The organism is Rhizobium sp. IBUN, assembly GCF_000510625.1.
Taxonomy (GTDB): Bacteria; Pseudomonadota; Alphaproteobacteria; order Rhizobiales; family Rhizobiaceae; genus Rhizobium; species Rhizobium altiplani.
Genome location: NZ_AZNV01000009.1, coordinates 115,680 through 132,390 on the forward strand (window position 1 = coordinate 115,680; position 16,711 = coordinate 132,390).

Below are 16,711 nucleotides of genomic sequence, written 5' to 3' on the forward strand. Positions count from 1 at the left end.
ACGCTATCTCCGCTCTGCACGTGAGAGGAGCTGTCCCAGCAATTCGATCGCCAATTCAATTTCCTCATGCGAGATCAGCAGGCTCGGTGCGAGCGTGATGACGTTCTTGTGGTAACCGCCGACATCAAGAACGAGCCCGTATTTCCTTCCGTTGGTGATGAGGTCTCCCTTCATGCCTTCGTCGCACATCCAGTCGAGGGTGGCCTTGTCAGGAGTGAACCCATCGGGTCTGCAGATCTCCATACGCAACGCAAGACCAAGTCCGTCGACTTCACCGACGATCGGGTGCTGCGACTGGAGATCCTTCAGTCCCTCCAGGAAATGAGCGCCCTTTTGCATCACGCTCGTACCGAAATCGGTCTCTTCGACCATCCTCAGTGTTTCCAATGCTACGGACGTTCCCATAGGATTGCTTGCAAAGGTCGAATGAGTGGATCCCGGCGGGAAGATTGTGGGATTGATCAACGCCTCCTTTGCCCAGATTCCAGACAATGGGTTCAGACCATTCGTAATGGCCTTGCCAAAAACCAGAACATCTGGCGCGACGTCAAAATGTTCGATCGACCAGAGCTTGCCGGTTCGGTAAACGCCCATCTGAATTTCATCGACCACCAGCAGAATGCCATGTTCGTCCAGGACCTTCTTCAATTCGCTAAAGAAGTTCATCGGCGGAATGACGTAACCGCCAGTGCCCTGAATCGGCTCTATGTAGAACGCCGCATACTCGGACTTTCCCGCCTTCGGATCCCACACACCATTGTATTCGCTCTCAAAAAGGCGTGCGAATTTGCGCACGCAATAATGTCCGTACTCCTCCTTCGACATCCCCTTCGGGCCCCGAAAGTGATATGGAAACTCGATGAACTGCGCACGTTCGCCAAAGTGGCCATACCGGCGGCGATAGCGGTAGCTTGATGTGATCGAAGTCGCCCCCAACGTCCGACCGTGATATCCGCCTTCGAAAGCGAACATCAGGCTCTTGCCGCCCGTGAAATTGCGCACGATCTTCAGCGAATCCTCTACCGCTTGCGAGCCACCAACATTGAAATGGACGCGGCCCTTGTGCCCGAATTTTCGTTCGGCATCCTGACCAATGAGTGTCGCCAGTTCGACCTTTTCGCGGTGCAGATATTGAGAGGCGACCTGCGGCAGGCGATCAAGCTGCCGATGTGCCACTGTATTGAGGCGTTCGTTGCGGTATCCAAAATTGACCGCCGAATACCACATTTGAAGATCAAGAAACGGCGTTTCAGCCGCGTCGAAGACAAACGACCCCTCACAGGATTCGAAGAACTTGGGCTTGTCCGTGTAATGTACGGTATCGCCGTGGGAGCAATATGTTGCCTCCAGTTCCCTTAGCTGTTCCTCTGATGAAACGGCATCGGAATTGGCGGCGAGCTTCAGAGATGAGCGCATAGGTATCCTCTTGTCATGCAGATTGCGTCACCGGCATCCAGAATGGCTGCCTTGACGGGTTTTTGACGATGGCTTCGACAGCGGTGAGAACGTCAGCGAAGTTGTCGTAGGCGGTAAAGGGAATGCGGTTCTGTTCGCAGTAGGTGGCAAGTTTCGCCTTGGCGAAGACGAGAGGCGTTTGTTGCACCGCACAGAAATCGCTGCGGCCGTCGCCCACGTAAAAACAGCTGCCGGCCCCATCCAGCACGGCGCATTTGCATACGCCCGCACCGGCTTCACAGCGCGGGCTTGCAAACGGTGAGGCAAGGGAAAAGGACGCCGGTCCCGCTTCGGCGTGGATGACCAGTCGGTTTGCCACAACCTTGACATCGGACAGACCGTTGTTGGCCAAGACACGCTTGATGAAGTAATCGACGCCGTCGCTCACGATCGTGAGGCGAATGCCGTTAGCGTCGCAGAAGTGTTTGAATGAAGCAAAGTCCGGGTCCACTTCCACGTCGTCGAGCAGCCTGTTGAGACCACTGATTGTCGTACGGACCAGCGCGATCTGGCGGCGCATGCACTCGGCGGAGCTTATGTGCCCCTCTACCCACTTTTTCTCGATGTCCCGCCACTGGGGAAGCGCAAAGCGCTCAAGTACTAAGTCTGTTACGTCTTCACTCGAAATGGTCCCGTCGAAATCGCAGAATGCCTGCATCAGGCTCTCCTTCTATCGTGTGAAGGAGCGTGTAGCGTCGCAAGCTGAAGGCAGGATTAGACCAGGATGAAGCCAAACTGAAATCTGCAGAATTTGCGATTCCCGTAAGATTTTTATGCTTATAGTGCGTGCCTAGGGCTTTGGGATCGCCATCTCGAATCGTAATCCGGTACCCCAGGTGGGGACGAGCAGCCTGATCTCAATTTCTAGCCGGCGTGCGATATCGGCGACAATAGGTAGTCCGAGTCCGGCGCCATCTCGATCGCTGGCATGCAGGCGGTTGAAGCGTTGGAATGCCGCCTGGCGTTGCTCGGGGGCAATCCCCGGGCCCTGGTCGCTTACGGAAAGAAGCCAGCGCTTTGGTTGGTCCTCGATCCTTACGTCGATCTTGCTGCCCGTGGGCGAATACTTGATGGCATTGTCGAGCACGTTGTCGATCATCACGCGAAGCAGCGACGCATCGGTATGAACGAAGGCATGATCGTTGCCGTCCAACTCGAGCGCGAAGCCGCGACTGTCGAGGACACCTCCGAAGTCCGCGACTGAGGAGGCAGTGACGTTTTGAAGGTTGACCGTTTCCAATTGAACCGGCTGATGGCTTACACGCGCGAGCCCCAGCAGTTGCTCGGTCATATGCATGGCGCGCTCATTGCTGGACGTTAGGTCCTTCAGCAGCGCTTGCCGCTCTTCGTTCGAGTCGGCACGCGCAAGCAGCTGAAGCAGCAGCTTGATGCCTGCCTGCGGGGTTCGGAGCTGGTGAGCGGCAAGGTCAGAGAACCTACGTTCCATGGTGAGCGACCGACCGAGCTTCTCCAGGAGGTTGTTCAAGGCCGTTGCCAGTGGCACAAGGTCCTTTGGAAGACGTTGCGTCGAAATGGTGGAAAGATCATCCGGCGTGCGAGATCTGATCTGACGGACAAGACCGCGAATATTGCTCAGTCCGCTGGCAATACCCAACCAAATCAGAACCGCGATGACGGGGATCAGAACCAGCAGCGGAAACGAGAGGTTCAACAGGATTTTTTCGACGAGCCCTTGCCTGAGACCAATCTTCTCCGCGACCTCGATCGTGATTTTCGCGTCTGGAATTGGCAATGAATAGACGCGCCACAGCTCATTATCGTACTGGTAGTCTGAGAACCCCTCCTCGAACCGTTTGACGGTCTTGGGGAAGGCATTGCTGCTGACAATAGCCAGATCATCCCCTCTCCATGAGCGAAAGGAATGAGCATCGGCGTAGTCGTCCGCATCCTCATTCAGCGCGAGCTGATTATCCATGTTGAAATCAAGATCAGGGATCTGGAACGTCGGCTGCTGAGCTGATCGCGTTAACGGACGATTGAGCAACGACCAGATGACATTGGCGTCGTTGATCAGTTGTGCGTCATAGATGTTGCTGATTTCGCGTGTGGCGCTTCTGTATGCAAATACCCCGACAATAGCGATCGTTATGATCACGGTGGGTAGAATTCTCAAGAAAAGTCTGAGGCTTAGCGTCACGGCGTCGTCCGCTCGATCATATAACCCACGCCGCGAATCGATTTGATAAAATCTGCGCCGAGTTTCTTTCGAAGACTGTAGATAGTCACTTCGATCGTATTGCTCTCGACCGCCGATTCGGCGTCATAGAGCGCGTATTCGATATCGGCCTTCGTGACATATCGACCGCTGCGCTCCATAAGAAGTCGAAGCAGATGAAATTCCTTCGCCGGCATGTGCAAGTGCGTTCCGTTCCGTCGGGCAACCATGGCCGCGGGATCGAGCTCAACGTCCGCACATCGGATCGTCGACTCCACCCGACCGTCTCGCCGTCGAATGAGCGCGCGCAGCCGCGCGAGCAATTCGTCAAGGTCGAAGGGCTTTATGAGATAGTCGTCGGCCCCCTCGTCCAAACCTTCGACACGATGTTTGACGCCGTCCAGAGCCGTCAGCAGCAGAATGGGAATTCCGTCGCCTCGCGCACGAAGTGAACGCACGACGTCAAAGCCGCTCATCGCCGGAAGATTCACATCGAGCACCATGGCGGCGTACTCGTTGTCGCGCCGCGACAAAAGGCCGGCTTCGCCGTCGCGAAACCAATCGACACCGTAGGCGTGCTTTTCAAACGCACGTGTCAATGACGAGCCGAGAATCTGGTCGTCTTCCACCAGCAATATGCGCAATGTCGTGCTCTCGTGTTGATCTCTGGTCTACTTGTTCGCCCAGATCTGGGCCGAAATCGGACGAAGCACCCAATCCGGGAGCGGCAGACTGGGCGGCTGGCTCAAACCTCCACATCGCCGAACAATGAATGCTCGTCTCGAAGATCCCAGTAGGCCAGAAACGAGGGTGGATGACGGCGGATGGGGCGCGCTTTGCGGGGTCGTGTCCTGCAAGTCTGTGGGACTTTGACAAGGACACGGAGTGAGCTGGCACGAACCCGAATTCTCCCACCTGATCGCGGGCGCCGCGGAACTGATGACGAACTGCGCGTATCCGCGCGATCAGGTCGCGCCGCTGGCCTGTTTATCCACCTGCCAACTGATGCTCGATCGACTGAATTGCTGGTGCGAGTCAGCGGCGCTATCGACAAGATCATGACCGATGCATGCCGATTAATGGCGTCTTGGCAGCAGCAGTCAATTTGAGAACCCGGCCCGCTCAGATTCTCAGCTTCAAATGCCAAGCGCAGCCAAAACAGCTATATTCTCAAATTTGGCCGCCAAGCGACAGTTCTATTCGGAGTTGCGAGAAGGCCGTTGCGGGGATAGGGTCGCGGCGCAAAGCAGTTTCGCACGCGACGGGAGCAACAATGGCAATCGGCACAGTAAAGTTTTTCAACCAGGACAAGGGTTTTGGCTTCATTACGCCCGAGAATGGGGGCGCAGATGTGTTCGTCCATGTATCCGCTCTCCAAGGAGCGACCTCACTAAGGGACGGGCAAAAGGTCAGCTACGACCTCGGCCAGGACCGCAAGACCGGCAAGTCAAAGGCAGAAAACGTCAGAACCGTCTGAATCACGGTTTCAGGGCACGTTCAATCGGTACAAAGTGTCCGTCGTCCAAGGACAGCGGACACCGCTATCAATCCCACGGCCTGGCCGACTGATGCTGATCAGCCTGACACGGAGCATCTCTACAAAGCGGCTACGAGTTCACGTCGCGGTCGGGCTTTTCAGCTGACATGGGAGGAACGGCCGTTCGGGAACTGCAGGCACTCTCAATCTAATTGGCCATCGAGCGGTTCAACCAGTCAACGTACCTCATCGAAGCGACCCGAGCGTCACTACGTGGCAGCAGCGTGTCGTCGTTCAGTCGGACGCCGTAGTAGCGGGCGTTGTCATTCGTAACAACGGCGCGGTGTCTTCGTTTGCAGTCATGTGCATGCGGGCGATTTCGTCGAGGCCGAATTGCTCGGGGCCACCGATTTCGACCGTATCGTTCAAAGCGCCTCCCGTCGCTAATCGAGAAAGCGCTTCGCAGGCAGGCGACGGCGAGTACGATGCTGAACCATAATCCGTGTGCGAGCCCGAAGGAAGGCGAGGCGTCCTCCCGGAAGCTAGGCAGCGCCACGGGGCGATGAATGAACGGGAGCGTCGCCAGTCCGGCTACCGTGAAGGGCACAAGGAACCGGACATGCTCCCAGCCACGCGCATAAAGGCTACCCGAGAACCACTGCATGACGATCTCGATGCGAGCACTGCCCCATCCGACAATGATGCCCATGGACAACGCATGCAGGAATGCACCGATGGCTATTCCGCTGATCGTGAGCTGCAATGAACTCAACTGCCTGCGAAGCGTTAGCGCGTACACCGCCAGCCCACTGACCAGTCCGCCCGCGCAGCCGATCAGCGGCAACCACCGGATCGGGAGGGCGCACAGGGTGTTGGAATCCGAATTGAAGCGGTAGACCGCGAAAAAGAGGAAGACAGTGATGGCGAGCGTCGCCCCTTAGGGAGGCGATTGGGGTGGAATTGTCACCAACCAGATCGCCGTCCAGGCTCCGCCGGAATTGCTCGGCATCCACACCAACTTCCCTGAAACAGTTCCCCCGGAGCTTGACCAAGCGGCTTTCGCTGGCCGACCAGCTCCCGCAGGTCTGTCTGACGAGGAGAAGGCGACCTACGAACAGCTCTCATTCTTCTATAAGCATGTCTACTACGCCTTCGAAATGGGAACTCGACCACAAACCCGGTCGCGTTGACGGACTCGCCTATGGGTCTCGCAACCTTCATGCTTGACCACGACGCACGAAGCTTGGAGATGATCTCCCGCTCCTTTGACGGCAAACCGGAAGGATTGACGCCCGACGACACGTGCTCGACAATGTAACGTTGTTCTGCCTGACGAACACCGGCGTTTCCGCTGCTCGTCTCCTATTGGGAGAACAAGATCGCATTCTTTTCGCGAAGGGCATCAAGTTGCCCGTCGCGTTGAGTGTTTTCCCGGATGAGCTATTTGTAACGCTGCGGACGTGGGCCGAGAGGGCGTACCCTAACCTCATTCACTATAACAAACTCCCCAAGGGGGCATTTCGCAGCTTGGGAACAGCCGAAGCTCTTCACAGACGAGGTTCGGACAGGGTTGCGAAGCCTGAGGAAAGCTAGCTGAAAACTCTCTGCGCGCAGCGGCCCATAACCGCTGCGCGCAGAACGAAGAGGTCAGCCTTCGCGGCTCGGGGTGCCTTCCGATTGGCAAGGTAACCCCAGCGGCGACAATGACCGTGCCAACGATGAGTGGAGGGGTTAGTGGCTCGCCGAACGCGTGCGAGCCTGGATCGCCACCGTAGGCGGGCAGAGATAGATCAGGGATGCAGCGCGCGAGACCTGACCTCGGCGGATCAAATAAAGAAGCAGCGCAACACCCCCACAGATATCCCGAATACCGACCAGGCAAGAGCGGCGTAGGTCTCGAATGTGCCATCGAAGCGGAACGTCTCGAAGGCGAGCGCGAATGGAGCGGTCAAGGCCAACGCACCAAGATATTGCAACGTCGCAATTGCGGTCAGGTCACCATCTTGAAGGTGCTTCTTCTGATAAATCGTCCCGTAGGTGACAGCGAACATGGCCACCAGATTGACGGCGAGCGGAATGCCAGCATGAAGGAGATCGGACACACCTGGTTGCATGAGCTTCGGTGAAATGGCGACAGCGATGCCGACGAAGCCGAATGCCAGGCCCGCCGTCTGTGAAGGGCGCAGCCGTTCGCCGATGAGGACGCTGGCCGCCAGTGCCGTGAGAAGAGGCTGCATGGCGGCAATGATGCCTGAGATGCCAGCCGGAACTCCGTACGCCACCGCCCGCCAGACACCCCAAGGTCGCCAGTAGTGGCGGCGGCCAGCAAGTTGTTAGGTTACTTCACGTTTTGAGATGTTCGGTCACTTTAAATGACTTTCCAACGAAGCTGGCTTTGTACAATTAGAGTCCGACGACGCTGACGATTGAAGAAATGAACTCATGAACAATCCAATCTCGCTGGAAACCATCTCCGAAAACACGGTGTTTCGAAACGGCGATATCTTCGTCCTGTTTGGCGAACTGTTCGGCCGTGGCTATGCAACTGGTCTCGTCGATCAGGCTCGGCAAGCGGGAATGCGGATCGTTGGGATCACGGTCGGGCGTCGAGACGAGAACAATGGCCTGCGGCCCCTGACGGATCAAGAGCTTTCGGAAGCCGAGGCGCGGCTGGGCGGCGAGATTATCAACATCCCCTTGATGGCTGGTTTCGACCTCGATGCTCCCGGGGGCGGCCCCACTCCTACCGACCTTCTGGCAGGCCTGACGCTGGAAAGCTGGGAGCGTGAAAAACTTGACTGGGATTGCATCGAAACGTGTCAGGCCGTCGCCACGGAACGGTTCACGGATGCGCTGGCACAGGTAATGACAATCCTCGACGGTATGATCCCCGAAGGTAGCAACGTATTCTTCGCGCACACGATGGCCGGGGGCATTCCGAAGGCGAAGGTGTTCCTTGTTGTCGCAAACCGTATCTACAAGGGAACGGGTCCGCGCCACATGTCATCGCAGGCACTGCTCGACAGTGATATGGGCAAGTTGATTCTTCGGAATTTCGACGAAGTCTCGGCCAACACGTTCCGACATCTGATCGATTTCAGCGGGGCGATCCGCGAGCGTATCGAAGCCTCGGGCGGCCAAGTTCGATATACGGCATACGGTTACCACGGAACGGGCATCCTGATCGACGGCGAGTATCGTTGGCAGACCTATACCAACTACACCCAGGGCTATGCCAAAATGCGCCTCGAAGGCATTGCCGAAGATGCGTGGTCCAAGGGTGTGAAGGCGACCGTCTATAACTGCCCCGAAATCCGGACGAATTCCTCGGACGTGTTCACGGGCATCGAGCTGCCTCTCATTCCGCTCCTGCTGGCGTTGAGAAAAGAGAACGGCGGCCAGTGGGCCGACGAACAATGGCGGGCATGCGAGGAGCTGCTGTCAGACGGGTTCACGTTGGAAGACGTCATTGCGAAGATCAGAGACCTGCAAGGGAGCGACGTCATGGTTCCATTCTACGACTTCTCAGCATGGCCAATGCCCAACAGTCAGGCACAGGCTGATTTGACGATCGGCACCTCGAATGACGTCACCGCAATGCACCGCAGCGGTAAGGTCCTCATCAGCGATCTACTGAGCGCGCTTGTGGTCGAAGCGACGGGTCAGCTGATCTTCGGTGCATCGTCATCACCGGGCGGCCCAATCCAGTGGTTGAACCACGATGTCGTGGCCCGTCGCCTGAATGCTACCTACGAGGTTCCTACAAGCAGTTCGATATCGGCAACAATGCAGGTGTCGCACAGCGCCTCGTTGTCTGCATTGTCGGAAATCAGCCTTGCATCAAGTTAGAATCCGCTGGCGCCGGCAGACTGCCCCTTGCGCGCAATTGCGGCCCGCCCGACCAACGGGCAGAGTGGCGACAACGGAGTCCCGCGTTACGTCCTCGAGACGAAAACTCGTCCAATATGACGGACAAAGCCGAAATCCATCCACCAGGAATCGCTGATCACTGCAAATTCAGGCGCAGGAGTTCTCCATCCTTCAGTAGCGGCAGGGCCTTCTGCCGGTGAAGAGCGTGCCCTTCACGTTGATGTCGAAGGTGCGATCATAATCTTCCTCCGATATCGAGCCGAACGGTGCGAACCCTGCCGCCGTCTGCGTTGGCGAAGACGATGTCCAGATGATCGGCCTCAGCCTTCACGACTTCGTAAAGCCGATCGAGGTCTTCCAGGCGGGCGATATCGCCCTGAACGCCCCGGGCGTTTCGGCCGACCTCACGCACAGCTTCATCGAGCTGCTCTTTGCGTCGCCCCGTCATAAACACTCGGGCGCCTTCCTCTGCAAAGCGCTTGGCCGAGGCAAGGCCGATGCCGCTATTCGCTCCGGTGACAACGGCTACCTTTCCTTCAAGTCGCATCTCCAACTCCTATGGCAGCTAGAAAGATCCACGATAACGACCGTACCCCGAGCGTTTCAGCATGGCTAAGAAGTTGGAGGGAAAGGCTGTGAGTTCCTGCGAGATCGGACGCGGGCTTTGTAACGGGCAACCGGGAGACGCGACTGATAGCTCTTGGAAAGTCGGGTGACGCCTTGACGAACGCCAGAATGTCCGGATTCAGGACTTCTGGATGAGTGGACAGCATTCCGTGAGGGCATCCATCCTATAGCTTCAACGTACCGTGCTTCAGGAGCTTCAAGGAAAGCTCGGCAGCATCCTTGTAGGGGACGATTTGATGGTCAGGCCCGTAAATCACGCAGACAGGGACGTCGATTTTCTTCGAGTCCTCAGTGAAGTCCGTTTCGGAGAAGGCCTTGATGCATTCGTATGCGCGTTCCCAGCGCCCATCATGCTCTGGCGCACCAGCCGGCTCCATCAGTGTTGACAGTCTCAATGAAGAGAGCGCCCCCACGCAGGGAGGCGTGCGTGGTGGCTAGACCTCGATCTAGTTTCGGCTGAGCTTCCGATCGAGGAAATCATGGATCAGAGGCGCCATCTCGGGAAGCTTGTCTTCGAGCGCGAAATGCCCGGTGTCGAGGAGGTGCATCTCGGCGTGGGGCAGATCTCGAAGATATGGCGACGCGCCGTCAGCCGGGAAGATCTTGTCGTTCTTGCCCCAGATGATAAGGGTCGGCGGCTTGTTCTCGCGGAAGAATTCCTGGAATTTCGGATACAGGGGGACGTTCGTCCCATAGTCGTGGAACAGGTCCAGTTGAATGTCGTTGTTTCCGGGACGATCAAGAAGCGCCTGGTCGTGCCCCCAGTTGTCGGGGTCGATATGAGTGATATCGCTCATCCCATCGGTGTACTGGAACTTCGTCGTTTCAGGCTTGAACAGGACCATCAATGCCTGGCGGTTCTCCGGCGTGTCGTTCTTCCAGTATGCTTTGATCGGATCCCAGAATTCCTTGAGGCCTTCCTCGTAGGCGTTGCCGTTCTGGACAATCAGCGCCGACACGCGATCGGGGTGCTTCAATGCGAGCCGATAGCCGACGGGGGCGCCGTAATCCATGACATACATTGCATATTGCTTGACATCCAGCTTGCCCATCAGGCTGTCGACGATGTCCGCATAGTGCTGGAAGCTGTAGTCAAACTTGGTGTGATCGGGCGCGTCGCTCTGACCGAAGCCGGGATAGTCGGGCGCGATCACATGGTAGTTGTCAGCAAGGATCGGAATCAGATTCCTGAACATGTGCGACGACGTCGGGAAGCCGTGCAGCAGGAGCACGACCGGAGCGTCGGCTGGCCCCGCCTCACGGTAGAACACCTTGGTGCCGTCAATATCAACCGTGTGGTAGGCGACCTGAGGCACGATAAGTTCGTGGGCGGCTGCGGACTTCTTGGCGGCAAGGGATGTCGTTGGAATGGCTGTGGACGCGGAGAGTGCGAACACCAACACAAGCGTTGCCCGGCTCAGCATCAATCTGTTCATTTCAACCTCCAAAGTGACGGCGAAACTGATGGATCGTGGGCATGGTCGGCCGTCGGATGCCTAGATTGCTACCCCAGACGAAGCTCTAGGACGAGTTAATTGTCGTAAGTCGTCGTGAATTCGCGTGAGGTATCTCCGGAGGCAGCCGAGCTGCCTGAACCCCCGACCTAGGTCTGGTTTCACTCGACCATGTCCGGTCCCGGATGGCCATAAGGCGAATTGTCGAGCTCCCGCACCGGGATAGTCTTGTCACCGCAATCGGCAATGCATTGTTGTGAGGCTTGAAGCTCTCTGAGCGGGCGACCCTCCTCAGGTCTCTGAGTTCAGAACACTCGTTGAATTCACGCCGATCGCGACAGAAAGGAACAGGCCCTCGCGTCGGGGATTACGCGAGGCCCCGCCTCCGGAGCGCCCTGAGCTCCGCGAGGCCCCGCCTCCGGAGCGCCCTGAGCTGGATCAAGTAATGCGGGCATGGCGCGGTCCGCGAACGATCGCTTTCGTTTCGGTTCTCAGATGTGCGACCTTGCGGGATTACAAATGGATGAGCCCGTCAGATCGCCCGCTAGGTTGCGCATCACGTCGTTGATTGTAGTCGAATGAGATGGCGTGAGCCGCTATGGGATTTTCGGGACAGAAGGCTGTGGACGAGACTGCCAAATCCGAGTGCGCACAAAGGCCGTCGTCCATGAACCCAGCCCCGAAATCAGTCAGGCGGATCGGCCGCCAGCGCGTCCCTTATTGTGTCTAGCAAATCTGCAGGGCTGACGGGTTTTACGAAAATCTTCAATGCGCCTGAGTTCCTCGCCCGGTCGCCGGTCGCGACATCGGAATGGGCGGTGATGAGTATCGAAGGCATCGAAATTGCCATCCCGGAGAGCCTGTCCAAGAGGTCCAGTCCTGAGATGCCGCCAAGCTGCACATCTGTCACGAGACAGGCCGCGGTTCGCAGATCCGGGGAATTGAGGAATTCTTCTGCAGAAGCGAATGCAGCAACGCGGATGCCCGATGCACGAAGGAGTCCCCGGAGAGCGTCGCGAACTAGTTCGTCATCCTCGACGCACACGACCAGAGAGAGCTTCGAAGCGTCAACCATCGATCGATCCTATTTCGATGATCCTATGATTGTATCGACCCGCTCACAATGCGACTTATGTCTGTAAAAATTGCGAGGAACCTAGCCTTTGGTCGAGGAATCCCGCTGCTCGTCGAAGTCGAGCAGATCGTAGCAACGAGCTCGGGTAGTGGTTTAGCGTGCATCTTCCGCATGACATTTCCACGGCGCAGCTTGACTGTCGCCTCTGTCATGCCCAGTGTCGCTGAAATCTGCTTATGCGCCTCCCTTCCACCACGACGGCCAACACTTCCTGTTCGCGCCTGGTGAGATTTTCGAAGTCGGTCCGAACGTTTGCGGCCGCCTTAGCGCCCCAGAGGAGCCCTCGTGGAAAGGTACGAGGAACGAGATGGGTGGCAGCGTGATCATGCGGGTTGCTGTCCGAAGTTCGGCGGTGATGCACCGGTGCCGTCTCTACGATCGCAGAGATCGCTATGAATGGCGCGAGTTTCTGAGAGCCGTGCGCCGGAAGAGACCTCGCTCGGGTTCCTCGTCCGTGTGCCATGGGACGCAGCGCACGACGGATCCGAAGGATCACAAATGGCGATGCGTGATCAAGGCGGCAACTTTTCCTCGGGAAGATTCACGGCCTGAGACTCGGGAGCGACGGTCCAGATGACGGACCTCCGTGGTGCTCTGACGATCCTGAAGTGGAACAGCGATTACATTCCATACCTAAGTGCAATTACACGTTTTCCGCCGTCTAGCTAACGTTATTCGATCACCTCGGATGCCGCGGATGTTGTTCGGACATCACGAAATTCCCGACCGCCGCGCGAGCAAACGTCCATGGCGCAATATCGGAGACACATAATGAAATTCCGTTTTGCAATCTCTCAAGCCCTTTGCCTCGCGGTCTTTGCAACGGCACACCCCCCGCAACTGTCGGCGACGGATGCAAAAAGCTCGGCTGCAACGATCGATCGGCTCTACCGGATCGACTGCGGCCATTCTCTCGCCAATGACGAGTCTGTCTGGACGCCCGGCGAGAATAAGGGCAAGGCGATTGAATTCTCCTCAACATGTTATCTCATCCAGCACGAGAACGAGTACGTCATGTGGGATACTGGGGTACCTGAGACCGCCGTCGGCGATCCAAAGGGCTGGTCGACACTTCCCAGTCTAATCGTCTACCATCTCGACAGGACGATCTCCTCGCAGCTGGCTCAAATTGGACTGAAGCCAGCCGATATCGACTATGTAGTTTTGTCGCATACACACGGCGATCACATCGGAAACGTCGGTCTTTTTCCGGCGGCTACAGTCGTGATGCAGAAGGCAGAATACGAATGGATCAATTCGCCACCACCTTCAGACCCGAACCTCAATACCCTCGTGCAACTTGCTTGGAAGCTGCTCGGACATCCTCGCCGTCTCGAACTCGTGACTGGCGACGTCGACTTGTTCCGCGACGGCAGTGTCAGATTGATGTCCACGCCGGGGCATACCCCAGGAAGCCAGTCACTGATGGTCCATTTAGCCAAGACTGGTTACGTCATCCTGTCCGGCGATGTAGCGCATCTCGAGGACAACTTCGAGCGAGACATTGTTCCCGCGCTGAATGTCGACAAGCTCGAATCCATCTCGTCCATGGACCGGATCAAGAAAATAATGAGCGACTACGATGCGCAGCTTTTTATCAACCACGACAAGCACCAAGCAGATGGGCTCAAGCTTTTGCCGGATTTCTACGACTGAGACAGAACCGAGAGTTTCGCTGTCGACGCGCGAGGACGCATCACTCCTAAGCGTTCGCTCCATCCGACTGTCTCCATGCCCTCGCACAGGGATTGAGAAGTTGAAGACTGCTCCGTGTGGATCATTTGCTTCAGCCCAAAGACGGCCGGTCCTCTCGACGATTGCGCGGCTGACATACACTCCCACGCCCATCCCATTCGACTTTGTGGTGAAGTTTTACGGACTGAACAGTTTTTCTGACATGTTCGGATTAATGACATGCCCTGTGTTCATCGCCGAAGCTTACATAGCTCGCACTTCCAAGCGGTGACAATTTGCGGTCCCCTCGGCACCCAACTGCGCTATGTGATGGAAACGAACGCCGCCGTCGTGGTGGGCGGCGCCTCCATTTGCTTGAAACGCCATGCAAGGAGCCAGTGATGACGAAGCGACGTCCAGACGGAATCGAAGAATACGATCACCCAGCTGGAGGCTGGGATGCCTTGAAGGCGGTCGCGAAGACACTGGCGCGTCAGCAGATTGTTGCTCAGGGCAGCCGAACGCTGCTGAAGGCAAACCAACCCGAGGGCTTTGACTGCCCGGGATGTGCCTGGCCAGATCCCAAGCACACCTCGTCCTTCGAATTCTGCGAGAATGGTGCCAAAGCCATCACGTGGGAGTCCACCGCGAAGCGGACGGATGCAGACTTTTTCCGGCAACATACAGTTTCAGAACTATGGGAGTGGTCCGATCATCAGCTCGAAGATGCGGGCCGATTGACCCTGCCGCTACGGTATAATGCCAAGACGGACCACTATGAGCCGATCGCCTGGGACGAGGCATTTGCGCTGGTAGCTGCCGGACTCAACAAACTTGATGATCCCGACAGAGCGGAATTCTACACGTCTGGACGAGCTTCCAACGAGGCAGCGTTCCTCTACCAGCTTTTCGTGCGTGCCTTCGGCACCAACAACTTTCCGGACTGCTCGAACATGTGCCATGAAGCCACCAGCGTCGGCTTGCCCGAATCCATCGGGGTGGGCAAGGGCACTGTAACCCTCGAAGATTTCGACCATGCCGACGCCATTTTCAGCTTTGGGCACAATCCCGGCACAAATCACCCACGCATGATGTCCACTCTTCATGAAGCATCCCGCCGCGGTGTGCCAATCATCGTTTTCAACCCGTTAAAGGAGCGGGCACTGGAGCGCTTTGCGGCGCCGCAGGATCCGATCGAGATGGTCACGCTTTCCTCAACCCGCATCGCTTCTGCCTATCATCAGCTGCGGGTTGGCGGCGACCTTGCTGCACTCAAGGGCATCATGAAGGCTGTCTTCGCCCTTGACGCTGAAAGTCTGAACCGCGGGGGGGCCAGGCGTATTGGATCGCGGATTCATCGCAGAACACACGATCGGCATAGAGGACCTCGCGGCTGATATCGAAGCTACCAGTTGGGAAGAAATCGTCTCGGCAAGCGGATTGTCACAAAAGGCAATCGAAAGCGCTGCGGCGGTCTACGCTCACGCCAGAAATGTCATTGTTTGCTACGGAATGGGCATCACACAGCACGCTAGGGGTACGTCGAACGTTCAGCAGATCGCCAATTTGCTCCTGCTGCGAGGGAACATCGGCCGCCAAGGGGCTGGCATTGCTCCAATCCGTGGCCACTCAAACGTCCAGGGCGACCGCACCGTTGGTATCACAGAGATCCCGAACGATGCTCTTCTGGACGGCATGGAAAGGGCCTTCGGGTTCCGGCCCCGCGAAACCAAGGGGCACAACGCTGTTGAGGCTATGGAAGCGATCATCGCTGGGCACTCTAAAGCGTTGATTTGCCTTGGAGGAAATCTTCCAGTCGCGATGTCAGATCACAAGGTCACCTTCGCGGCAATGCGAAAACTTGATCTCGTCGTCCATATCGCAACGAAACTGAACCGCTCCCACCTGCTTGCAGCAAAGACGTCCCTTATTCTGCCGTGTCTTGGCAGGACAGACCTCGATACCCAGGCTTCGGGTCCTCAGGCAGTCACTGTCGAGGATTCCATGTCGATGGTGCATGCATCACGAGGGTTCCTAAAGCCACCGGGCGACATGGTTAGATCTGAACCTGCTATCATCGCCGGAATCGCCAAGGCCACGCTCGGCACTCGGCACGGGATAGCCTGGGACGGTCTTAAGGGCGATTATGATCGCATCCGCGACAAGATCGAGGCAGTGTTCCCAGATTTCTTCGATTTCAACACCCGCGTCCGCAAACATGGTGGATTCCGGCTGGATGTTGCGGCCTCGTTTCGTCGCTGGAACACGACGAGCGGCAAGGCGAATTTGTTGGTCGCCCCCGGACTGCGAGAAGATCCGGCGCTTGCCGGAAAGCACGCCCTAATACTAACGACAATCCGCAGCCACGATCAATACAACACGACGGTCTACGGCCTCGACGATCGTTATCGTGGGGTTTTCGGTCGCCGCGACGTCGTCTTCATGAGCGTGGAGGACCTGGCCCGCCGCAGCCTTGCCGATGGAGATCGGATTGACATCCGGGGCCTCATCGGCGACGAGCCGTCGCATTTGATCAGTGGTCTGACAGCCGTGGCGTACGACATTCCAATTGGCTGTGTTGCGGGCTATTACCCCGAAATGAACGCGCTGATGTCGCTTTCTCATTTCGATCGGCAATCGGGTACACCCTCATATAAGGGGGTTCCGGTGGTGGTGACACCGGAAACTCGGGTTCCTGTATCAAGCCCCGAAACCCAGTAGGGAAATTCGACGATGACCATCAATGGAAACCTGCTCATCGCGGGATCGGAAAAACGCGGCACCGGTGGCGACTTCCAAGGGGTTGAGGCTTCCACTGGCACGCCGCTTCCCGTCTCGTTCGG

Annotated in this window: 11 protein-coding genes and 6 pseudogenes; 5 read left to right on the forward strand and 12 right to left on the reverse strand. The window is 57.1% G+C overall.

What is annotated here, in order from left to right; all coding sequences use genetic code 11:
* Window positions 1-3: 3 nt before the first annotated feature.
* The 4 genes from RHIBUN_RS0111180 to RHIBUN_RS0111195 form a co-directional block, all read right to left on the reverse strand.
* Window positions 4-1,416 carry an aminotransferase class III-fold pyridoxal phosphate-dependent enzyme gene (locus tag RHIBUN_RS0111180; RefSeq protein WP_025659644.1) on the reverse strand — a complete coding sequence of 471 codons (1,413 nt, stop codon included), beginning with the start codon at window positions 1,414-1,416 and terminating at the stop codon, window positions 4-6.
* A 13-nt stretch (window positions 1,417-1,429) separates the two neighbouring features.
* Entirely contained in the window at window positions 1,430-2,113 is a 684-nt protein-coding gene (locus RHIBUN_RS0111185) for an MtnX-like HAD-IB family phosphatase (RefSeq protein ID WP_025659645.1), read from the reverse strand.
* A gap of 132 nt (window positions 2,114-2,245) precedes the next feature.
* Entirely contained in the window at window positions 2,246-3,613 is a 1,368-nt protein-coding gene (locus tag RHIBUN_RS0111190) for an ATP-binding protein (protein ID WP_025659646.1), read from the reverse strand.
* Window positions 3,610-4,275, reverse strand: a complete 666-nt coding sequence (locus RHIBUN_RS0111195) for a response regulator transcription factor (protein ID WP_025659647.1) — start codon at window positions 4,273-4,275, stop codon at window positions 3,610-3,612. Before RHIBUN_RS0111195 ends, RHIBUN_RS0111190 begins: the two co-directional genes overlap by 4 nt.
* A gap of 629 nt (window positions 4,276-4,904) precedes the next feature.
* Between RHIBUN_RS0111195 and RHIBUN_RS0111200 the strand changes: the two genes are divergently transcribed.
* Window positions 4,905-5,108 (forward strand): cold-shock protein, encoded by a 204-nt coding sequence (locus tag RHIBUN_RS0111200; RefSeq protein ID WP_025659648.1) that lies wholly within the window; start codon window positions 4,905-4,907, stop codon window positions 5,106-5,108.
* A gap of 294 nt (window positions 5,109-5,402) precedes the next feature.
* Here the strand turns inward: RHIBUN_RS0111200 and RHIBUN_RS37905 are convergent, their stop codons facing one another.
* Window positions 5,403-5,537 carry a hypothetical protein gene (locus tag RHIBUN_RS37905; RefSeq protein ID WP_280949577.1) on the reverse strand — a complete coding sequence of 45 codons (135 nt, stop codon included), beginning with the start codon at window positions 5,535-5,537 and terminating at the stop codon, window positions 5,403-5,405.
* Between the two features lie 73 nt (window positions 5,538-5,610).
* A pseudogene (locus RHIBUN_RS37280) lies at window positions 5,611-6,030 on the reverse strand (iron chelate uptake ABC transporter family permease subunit); the annotation flags it as partial.
* A gap of 19 nt (window positions 6,031-6,049) precedes the next feature.
* Here RHIBUN_RS37280 and RHIBUN_RS37285 point away from each other — a divergent pair.
* A pseudogene (locus RHIBUN_RS37285) lies at window positions 6,050-6,705 on the forward strand (epoxide hydrolase); the annotation flags it as partial.
* Window positions 6,706-6,789: 84 nt separating this feature from the next.
* Here the strand turns inward: RHIBUN_RS37285 and RHIBUN_RS33330 are convergent.
* Window positions 6,790-7,405, reverse strand: a pseudogene (locus RHIBUN_RS33330) (DMT family transporter); the annotation flags it as partial.
* A gap of 145 nt (window positions 7,406-7,550) precedes the next feature.
* Here RHIBUN_RS33330 and RHIBUN_RS0111220 point away from each other — a divergent pair.
* Window positions 7,551-8,957: a hypothetical protein gene (locus RHIBUN_RS0111220; protein ID WP_025659650.1), complete on the forward strand. Its 1,407-nt coding sequence runs from the start codon at window positions 7,551-7,553 to the stop codon at window positions 8,955-8,957.
* A gap of 184 nt (window positions 8,958-9,141) precedes the next feature.
* Here the strand turns inward: RHIBUN_RS0111220 and RHIBUN_RS33335 are convergent.
* The 5 genes and pseudogenes from RHIBUN_RS33335 to RHIBUN_RS37290 all read right to left on the reverse strand — a co-directional run.
* Window positions 9,142-9,525, reverse strand: a pseudogene (locus RHIBUN_RS33335) (SDR family NAD(P)-dependent oxidoreductase); the annotation flags it as partial.
* Window positions 9,526-9,694: 169 nt separating this feature from the next.
* A pseudogene (locus tag RHIBUN_RS33340) lies at window positions 9,695-9,934 on the reverse strand (alpha/beta hydrolase); the annotation flags it as partial.
* A 117-nt stretch (window positions 9,935-10,051) separates the two neighbouring features.
* Window positions 10,052-11,041, reverse strand: coding sequence for an alpha/beta hydrolase (locus RHIBUN_RS0111235; protein ID WP_025659652.1), 990 nt, complete (start codon window positions 11,039-11,041; stop codon window positions 10,052-10,054).
* Window positions 11,042-11,744: 703 nt separating this feature from the next.
* Window positions 11,745-12,134 carry a response regulator gene (locus tag RHIBUN_RS0111240; RefSeq protein WP_025659653.1) on the reverse strand — a complete coding sequence of 130 codons (390 nt, stop codon included), beginning with the start codon at window positions 12,132-12,134 and terminating at the stop codon, window positions 11,745-11,747.
* Window positions 12,135-12,157: 23 nt separating this feature from the next.
* A complete protein-coding gene (locus tag RHIBUN_RS37290; protein ID WP_245271657.1) occupies window positions 12,158-12,346 on the reverse strand; it encodes a hypothetical protein in 189 nt (62 codons plus the stop codon).
* 619 nt (window positions 12,347-12,965) lie between these two features.
* On the opposite strand from RHIBUN_RS37290, the gene RHIBUN_RS0111245 reads away from it, so the two are divergent.
* Both RHIBUN_RS0111245 and RHIBUN_RS33345 read left to right on the forward strand, forming a co-directional pair.
* On the forward strand, window positions 12,966-13,850 hold the full coding sequence (locus RHIBUN_RS0111245; RefSeq protein WP_037215660.1) for an N-acyl homoserine lactonase family protein: 885 nt from the start codon (window positions 12,966-12,968) through the stop codon (window positions 13,848-13,850).
* Window positions 13,851-14,269: 419 nt separating this feature from the next.
* Window positions 14,270-16,589, forward strand: a pseudogene (locus RHIBUN_RS33345) (FdhF/YdeP family oxidoreductase).
* Window positions 16,590-16,711 lie beyond the last annotated feature (122 nt).

Coding starts and splice junctions, on each gene's coding strand:
- RHIBUN_RS0111180 (WP_025659644.1), bottom strand. CDS start 1,416: ATGCGCTCATCTCTGAAGCTCGCCGCCAATTCCGATGCCGTTTCATCA.
- RHIBUN_RS0111185 (WP_025659645.1), bottom strand. CDS start 2,113: ATGCAGGCATTCTGCGATTTCGACGGGACCATTTCGAGTGAAGACGTA.
- RHIBUN_RS0111200 (WP_025659648.1), top strand. CDS start 4,905: ATGGCAATCGGCACAGTAAAGTTTTTCAACCAGGACAAGGGTTTTGGC.
- RHIBUN_RS0111220 (WP_025659650.1), top strand. CDS start 7,551: ATGAACAATCCAATCTCGCTGGAAACCATCTCCGAAAACACGGTGTTT.
- RHIBUN_RS0111235 (WP_025659652.1), bottom strand. CDS start 11,041: ATGAACAGATTGATGCTGAGCCGGGCAACGCTTGTGTTGGTGTTCGCA.
- RHIBUN_RS0111240 (WP_025659653.1), bottom strand. CDS start 12,134: ATGGTTGACGCTTCGAAGCTCTCTCTGGTCGTGTGCGTCGAGGATGAC.
- RHIBUN_RS37290 (WP_245271657.1), bottom strand. CDS start 12,346: ATGACAGAGGCGACAGTCAAGCTGCGCCGTGGAAATGTCATGCGGAAG.
- RHIBUN_RS0111245 (WP_037215660.1), top strand. CDS start 12,966: ATGAAATTCCGTTTTGCAATCTCTCAAGCCCTTTGCCTCGCGGTCTTT.